Raw genomic sequence first — 1,344 nt, 5'->3', positions numbered from 1 at the left:
GGCTTTGTGTTTGATAATGGGATTGTTAGTATGAAGCATGAGAGTTACCTCGCGTTTTGTTTAAGGATTAGACACCCATATCAAAACCGGTAACTCTCAACCTTTCAAGGTACAGTGTCAGATCTAGTCGCGACTAATACAAAGAATCTGAACCAGATGTAATCTGACAGACACCTGTATAAATAATCGGTAACTGTCAGATCAGGTCTGAGCTAGTACAAATAATTTATAAAGCGGTGGGTTCTCTTTCACCATATCGGCCAACGTATGTTGGTCCAGTTCTGAGAGAAAGCGCTGAACGCCCTCTTGCAGCACCCCTTTTAAGCGGCATGCCGGCGTGATGTGGCAAAAATCATGGTTGCAGTTGACCAGAGACAGCGGTTCCAGCGCGCGTACCACATCGCCAATGCGAATGGTTTGCGCTGGCTTGCCCAAACGGATGCCGCCATTTTTACCGCGCACTGCCATCACAAAGCCGGCCCGACTAAGTTGATTGATAATTTTGACCATATGATTACGAGAGACGCCATACACTTGCGTCACTTCAGTAATGTTCGTCATCTTCCCTTCAGGCAGTGATGCCATGTAGATCAGCGCGCGTAATCCGTAATCCGTAAAACTGGTTAACTGCACAGAAACCTCGGATACCCTCGGGTATCGGTAGGAACGTTGTATCAATGTTCATCGCAACAATGCTCATCACAACAGCGTTCGTCAAATCATCAAAGCTCATGCCAACAGCCCACTACTGCGTTTCTACAGCCTGAACCGCAACGCCGCAGAAAGAAAATACGCCACTAACATGAACGGAAAATAACATAAGAGCCAGATTTACTAGCAATAATAAACCAGTCGCAAATGATCAGGCGAATTATTTAGCATATTCCCTGGATTTAAACGTCGGTTCTGCCTTTTCCCCTGCTAAAAGACATCCCCCATTTTTGTGTAATGCACACCACCCTGCACAAAGACGGTGCGGATAAACAGTGAAAAACGTCTATAAGTGTGCACCATGCACTGATAACGTTATTCTGTTTATCCATCTTTTTCTGCCGTAAAACGTGCACGGATATTGCTGTGTTTCCCGCGTTTTTATCAGCCCTCGCGAGGGCATATTCAGAGGAACGCAACGATGTCGGCTCAAAACGAATTTCCTTAGCGAAGCCCCCAAAGAGGGGCGCAAGGGATTACTCTCTATCTCCATGGGGCTTTGTTGAATAAATCAGAACTTGTGACGACTGCGCCCCATACGGGTCGATTGTTACGTGATGCGAATACTGTTCGGCATTCCTAATAGCGTGATCCGGTTAAGCGCTTTGACCATGGCCATGGCTTCACCCACCT

At 46.7% G+C, this 1,344-nt stretch carries 1 protein-coding gene and 1 pseudogene; both read right to left on the bottom strand.

Features of this window, described 5'->3' with window-relative positions:
- Positions 1–201: 201 nt before the first annotated feature.
- Positions 202–633 (bottom strand): nitric oxide-sensing transcriptional repressor NsrR, encoded by a 432-nt coding sequence (gene nsrR, locus QZ506_RS20925; RefSeq protein WP_291973655.1) that lies wholly within the window; start codon positions 631–633, stop codon positions 202–204.
- Between the two features lie 628 nt (positions 634–1,261).
- Positions 1,262–1,344, bottom strand: a pseudogene (locus QZ506_RS20920) (lipoprotein); the annotation flags it as partial.

The organism is Candidatus Symbiopectobacterium sp., assembly GCF_020054415.1.
Taxonomy (GTDB): domain Bacteria; phylum Pseudomonadota; class Gammaproteobacteria; order Enterobacterales; family Enterobacteriaceae; genus Symbiopectobacterium.
This window is presented reverse-complemented; position numbering and strand designations above follow the sequence as displayed.